Consider the following 5,526-nt stretch of genomic DNA (forward strand, 5'->3'; position numbering starts at 1 on the left):
GGTCGAACTGGCGGCGATGATCGCCCAGGACATGGAGGCCAAGTTCGGCCGCAAGGGCCGCGTCCACTTCAACGTCGGCGGCGCGCAGGCGGTTGAGGACTCGCTGAAGCTGGTCCGCAACGCCTCGAACGGCAAGCAACTGATGTTCGCCTTCGAGGGCGGCTATCACGGCCGCACCCTGGGCGCCTCGGCGATCACCTCGTCGTACCGCTATCGCCGCCGCTTCGGCCACTTCAGCGACCGCGCACAGTTCATCGAATTCCCGTACCACTTCCGCGGCCCCAAGGGCATGACGAAGGAAGAATACGGCCACTACTGCGTGCAGAAGTTCGCCCGTCTGTTCGAAACCGAATACAACGGCGTGCTGGACACCAAGACCGGTGAAGCGGAATACGCCGCCTTCTACATCGAGCCCATCCAGGGCACCGGCGGCTATGTGATCCCGCCGCCCAACTTCTTCATCGAGCTGAAGAAGGTTCTGGACCAGCACGGCATCAAGCTGGTCGTCGATGAAATCCAGATGGGCATGTACCGGACCGGCAAGCTGTGGTCGATCGAGCACTTCGGCGTACAGCCTGACGTGCTGGTCTTCGGCAAGGCGCTGACCAACGGCCTGAACCCGCTGTCGGGCGTCTGGGCGCGCGAAGAACTGATCAATCCGGGCATCTTCCCTCCCGGTTCGACCCACTCGACCTTCAACTCCAACCCGCTGGGCACCTCGGTGGCGCTGGAAGCCCTGAAGATGACGTCCGAAGTCGATTACGGCGCGGCCGTGATGGAGAAGGGCGCCTACTTCCTGAAGGGTCTGCAGGAACTTCAGAAGCGTTGGCCGCAGATCGGCGACGTCGACGGCCTGGGCCTGGCCCTGCGCTGCGAGATTTGCCAGGAAGACGGCTTCACGCCGAACAAGAAGCTGCTCGACCTGATGGCCGACGAAGGCATGAAGGGCGATCTGGTCGCCAAGAGCGGCACCTACGGCCTGATCCTGGACGTCGGCGGCTACTATAAGAACGTCATCACCCTGGCGCCGTCGCTGGAGATCACCCACGAAGAGATCGATCTGGCGATCGAGCTTCTGGATATCCTGCTGCGTCGCTGCACGGCGGCCTGAGACAGGTCGTGCGTCCGGTCCTTCTGAACCTAGACGACGCGCTGATGTCGCAAACGTCGTTGGAGGGGCGCGTCCTCTCTGACGGCGGGCGGTCTGTGGACTGCCGCGACGTGGGGCCGTCGGTCCGTCTGTGGGGGCGTCCTGCGTCCCTGCAGGCGCTGGAGGACCGTGTCCGCGCGTGTCTGGACGACGATGCGCGTCCGCTGCTGACCTTCATGGGGTCGGGCGACTTTCACCACGTCAGCGCGCTTCTGGTGCGTCTGGCCAGTGAACGCGCGCCGGAAGAGGCGATCACCGTCATCCACTTTGACAACCACCCCGACTGGGTGCGGTATCAGAACGGCCTGCACTGCGGGTCGTGGGTGGCGACGGCGGCGCGCCTGCCTTCGGTCAGGAAGGTCATCACCATGGGCGTGTGCAGCAGCGACATCCTGCCTCCCGGTTCGAAGGAGGGCGACGCCTCCCTGATCCAGGACGGGGTGCTGGAGTTGTACGCCCATGCGGCGCCGAATGGCGGAACTCTTGATCTGTTCGGCAAGGACTTCGCCACCATCCAGTCGCTGGGCGAGGATGGTTTCGCCGACTTCCTGGCGACCCGGATCGAGACGGACAGCATCTACATCACCATCGACAAGGACGTGCTGCGTCCCCACGATGCGGCGACCAACTGGGATCAGGGGCAGATGACCCTGGCCTATCTGCAGCGCCTGCTGGGCGTAGCGGCCAAGGGACGGCGTCTGGTCGGGGCGGATGTGATCGGCGACTGGTCGCACCCGCGTTATGGCGGCGCCGGTCTGGCCCATCTGCTCAAGAAGGGCGAGGCCCTGCTGGACCAGCCCTGGTCCACCCCTTCGGTCGAGGCGCGCAGGCACAATGAGGCGGTGAACCTCAGCCTGTACGACACCTTGCAGGCGTTGGCGGCATGAACGTCACCGCCCTGTCCTTTGTTCTGATCGCGGCCTGTGTCGCGGCTGAGATCTTCCATGAGGTCGCCTTCAAGGTCGCCGCCAACAAGGCGGGCGACAGCGATCACTATGTCCGCGATGTCGCGCGCCAGCCGTGGATGTGGTTCGGCATGTTGCTGTGGGCGATCCAGACTGGCCTCTGGATTGTGGTGCTGCAGTCGGTGCCGTTGGTCGTGGCCTTCCCCTTGATGACGCTGTCCTATGCCGGGGTTCCGGCGGCCAGCGCCCTGTTCCTGCGTGAGCGGATGTCCAAACAGCAGATCATCGGCGCCATGCTGATCCTGGGCGGCGTCCTGTGTGTCGGTGCGACCGCCGCATGACCCGCGAAACTATTTCACAGAAGAGACCCGCAATGGGACGCCAGACCGTCATCCAGGACCGCAGTTTTTCCGCCAGCGCCGGCAACGGCAAGGGCGTGCTGCTGCTGCATGGAATGACCGGCGCGCCGGGCGAGATGAAGCCTCTGGCCAAGCGGCTGAAGCGTCGCGGCTTTGACTATTCCTGCCCGCAGCTGGCGGGGCATGGCGGGACTGAAAAAGACCTGCTGAAGACCGACTGGCGCGACTGGCTGGACAGCGCCCGCACGGCCTATGAAAAGTTCGCGCGTGAGGTGGACGAGGTCCACGTCGCCGGCATCTGCGCGGGCGGCGCGCTGGGCCTGCTGCTGGCGTCCGAGGTGCCTGAAATCCGCAGCGCCGCCGTCTATTCGATGACGTTCGAATATGATGGCTGGAACATGCCGCGCTGGGCATTGGGCGCGCCGCTGATCCAGGTGGTCGCCAACCTGCCGGGCCTGCGCCACATCCCGATCAATGAGCCGTCGCCGTTCGGCCTGAAGGACGAGCGTCTGCGCGCCATGGCCGCCAACGCCGCCGACGGACTGATCGACGGGGCCATCGACATCATGCCGCTGGGCGCCCTGTACCAGTTGTACCGTCTGGGCCGTCGGGTCGAGGTCAAGGGACCGTCGATCACCACCCCGACCCTGATCCTGCACGCATCCGAAGATGACATGAGCAGCCCCAAGAACGCGAAGCGCCTGCAGGCCTGCCTCGCGGGTGAGACGGAGCTGCATTATCTGAATGACAGCTTCCACATGATCCACGTCGACCGTGAACGTGATCTGGTCGCCGAACTGACTGCTGACTTCTTCGCTCGCCACAGCGCGATCACGCCTGTGCGCGAGGTCGTCGATGCCTGATGCACGTATAGCGTCGTCGATCACCGAGATCGGCCGCGAGGCCTGGGATCGGCTGTTCGTCGGCGAGGTCGAGGCCTACGACTATCTGCTGACGGTCGAACGCGCTGGCCTGTCCGGTTTCGAGTACCGCTATCTGGTGATCGAAGAGGCGGGGCAGGTGCTGGCGGGCGCGCCGATGTTCGTCACCGCCTATCCGCTGGACACCACGCTGGCGGCAGCGGGCCGACGGATTGTCGAGGGCGCGCGCCGGGTGTTTCCGGGCCTTCTGACCCTGCGTCTGGCCTGTCTGGGTTCGCCCTGCACGGAAGCCCTGCCGCTGGGTTTTGCAGCCGAGGTCGATGAGGCGCGAAAGCCTGAACTGCTGCGCCTGTTGCTGGATGCGTTCGAGGCCGAGGCTGGTCGGTCGCGGTGCGGTCTGATGGGGCTAAAAGACGCATCGGAAGACCAGTATCCGCTGTGGGATACGGTGGCGGCGACACGGGGTTATCGTCGGATCGCGGGCCTGCCGGTCGCGCATCTGGACATCAACTTCGACAGCGTCGACGCCTATCTGGCGGGGCGGTCCGCTGCGACCCGCAAGGACATGCGGCGCAAGCTGCGCAATCGCGCCAAGGTGCGGGTGGAGTGGCGAAACGATCTGGACGGGGTTCTGGACCGGGTCATGGAGTTGTACCGCCAGACGCTGGAGCGGGCGGACATGACCTTCGAGGACCTGACGCCAGCCTATTTCACAGGCCTGTCCGAGACGATGGGCGGTCGGGTGCAGTATGTTCTCTACTGGTCCGGGGAGGAACTGCTGGCGATGAACCTGCTGCTGTCGGGCGATGATGTTCTGGTCGACAAATTCTTCGTCATGGACGGGGAGGGCGGTCGTGCGCTGGACCTGTATTTCCTGAGCTGGTTCGCCAATATCGAACACTGTCTGCAGAACGGCATCGGCCGTTATCACGCGGGCGCTGCGGCTTATGAGGTCAAGCGGCGTCTGGGCAGCACATTGACCGACATGGGCCTGTATTTCCGGCACAGAAACCGCGCCCTGAACGGGGTGCTGAACCTGGCCGCGCCCCTGTTTGCGGCGGATCCGGGCGTAAAGGCGGCGGCATGACGATCTGGAGCCGCGAAAACGCAGACGGGCCGATCTCGCGCCGTCTGGCCCTGTTCACACTGTTTCTGGGCCTGCCCCTGCTGGGGCTGGGCTATCAGGTGGCGTCAAAGTTCACCGCGATGGCGCTGGGCGACAAGCCGTTCGGCATGGACTGGATCGTTGCGGCGCTGAGCCAGCCGTGGGGGCCGACCCTGCTGGTGATCGAGGTGCTGAGCCTGGTCGCCTGGATGGTGGTTCTTTCCGAAATCAAGCTGAGCGCGGCCTTTCCAATGCTGGCGCTGGGCTATGTTCTGGTCATGGTGACCGGCTGGCTGGTGTTCCATGAACAACTGCACTGGCTGCAGGCCGTGGGCGGCGTGGCCATCATGGGCGGGGTCTGGATGATCGGGCGGGAGCACAAGTGACGTCGCTGGCGCTCAAAAGCCTGATCCATGACTGGCGGCGGTTCTCGCCTGCCGTGGTGGCGGTGGCCTTTTCGGGGCTGCTGGTTCTGCTGCAGGCCGCGCTGATCCTGGGCATCTTCTCGCTGTCCAGCCTGTATGTGACCAAGTCGTCGGCGGATGTCTGGATCGGCTATCCCGGCGTGCAGAGCGTCGATCTGGGCCGTCCGATCAGCGAACAGGCCGAACTGTCCGCCTGGCGCCAAGCGGGGGTGAAGCAGGTCGAGGCCCTGTTGTGGGGATCGGGCCAGTGGCGCACCGAAACCCAAGGGGCGGTCAACGTCTATATCGTCGGCGTGGCCCTGCATCCGCAGGCGCTGGCGCTGGCCGATGTGCTGGACGTCGAGGTGCGTTCGCGTCTGGCGGAGCCGGACACGGTGCTGATCGACGCCGCCGATGTGAACAAGCTGGGCGTCAAGCCGGGCAACACCGCCGAGATTAACGGACGTCGCGTGCGTATCGTCGGCCTGACCAACGGCCTGCGCGGGCTGGGCGGGGTCAATGTCATCGCCTCGACTGCGACCACGCGTGCGCTGGACCCGGCGGCGGCGCCCAAGGGGCGTGTCGGCTATGTGCTGGCTCGTTTTGACCGTCCCGAAGCCGCCGAGGCCTCGACCAAGGCGCTGAACGTCGTGGGCAAGCGCGCCGGTTTTGAGGCGATGCAGACCAAGGCCTTTGCTGACCGCAGCACCCTGTACTGGCTG

7 protein-coding genes are annotated in these 5,526 nt (G+C 65.0%); all 7 read left to right on the top strand.

Annotated features, from left to right (window positions below; genetic code table 11):
* Positions 1-1,111 (top strand): aminotransferase class III-fold pyridoxal phosphate-dependent enzyme (locus QZ281_RS15135; protein ID WP_292229781.1); only part of this gene is annotated, 1,111 nt, incomplete at its 5' end.
* Between the two features lie 44 nt (positions 1,112-1,155).
* A complete protein-coding gene (locus QZ281_RS15140) occupies positions 1,156-2,037 on the top strand; it encodes an arginase family protein (RefSeq protein ID WP_292229783.1) in 882 nt (293 codons plus the stop codon).
* Positions 2,034-2,396: an EamA family transporter gene (locus QZ281_RS15145; protein ID WP_292229785.1), complete on the top strand. Its 363-nt coding sequence runs from the start codon at positions 2,034-2,036 to the stop codon at positions 2,394-2,396. The genes QZ281_RS15140 and QZ281_RS15145 overlap by 4 nt, the downstream gene beginning before the upstream one ends.
* A gap of 32 nt (positions 2,397-2,428) precedes the next feature.
* A complete protein-coding gene (locus tag QZ281_RS15150) occupies positions 2,429-3,277 on the top strand; it encodes an alpha/beta fold hydrolase (RefSeq protein WP_292229787.1) in 849 nt (282 codons plus the stop codon).
* On the top strand, positions 3,270-4,382 hold the full coding sequence (locus QZ281_RS15155; protein ID WP_292229789.1) for a GNAT family N-acetyltransferase: 1,113 nt from the start codon (positions 3,270-3,272) through the stop codon (positions 4,380-4,382). Before QZ281_RS15150 ends, QZ281_RS15155 begins: the two co-directional genes overlap by 8 nt.
* Positions 4,379-4,786 (top strand): EamA family transporter, encoded by a 408-nt coding sequence (locus tag QZ281_RS15160; RefSeq protein ID WP_292229791.1) that lies wholly within the window; start codon positions 4,379-4,381, stop codon positions 4,784-4,786. The genes QZ281_RS15155 and QZ281_RS15160 overlap by 4 nt, the downstream gene beginning before the upstream one ends.
* A partial coding sequence (locus QZ281_RS15165) for a hypothetical protein (protein WP_292229793.1) occupies positions 4,783-5,526 on the top strand: 744 nt, incomplete at its 3' end. The genes QZ281_RS15160 and QZ281_RS15165, both read left to right, overlap by 4 nt.

Origin of the sequence: Brevundimonas sp. (assembly GCF_018608325.1) — a bacterium.
Classification (GTDB): domain Bacteria; phylum Pseudomonadota; class Alphaproteobacteria; order Caulobacterales; family Caulobacteraceae; genus Brevundimonas.

Excerpts from the sequence above, each read along its gene's own strand:
- QZ281_RS15140 (WP_292229783.1), top strand. The coding sequence starts at position 1,156 with ATGTCGCAAACGTCGTTGGAGGGGCGCGTCCTCTCTGACGGCGGGCGG.
- QZ281_RS15145 (WP_292229785.1), top strand. The coding sequence starts at position 2,034 with ATGAACGTCACCGCCCTGTCCTTTGTTCTGATCGCGGCCTGTGTCGCG.
- QZ281_RS15150 (WP_292229787.1), top strand. The coding sequence starts at position 2,429 with ATGGGACGCCAGACCGTCATCCAGGACCGCAGTTTTTCCGCCAGCGCC.
- QZ281_RS15155 (WP_292229789.1), top strand. The coding sequence starts at position 3,270 with ATGCCTGATGCACGTATAGCGTCGTCGATCACCGAGATCGGCCGCGAG.
- QZ281_RS15160 (WP_292229791.1), top strand. The coding sequence starts at position 4,379 with ATGACGATCTGGAGCCGCGAAAACGCAGACGGGCCGATCTCGCGCCGT.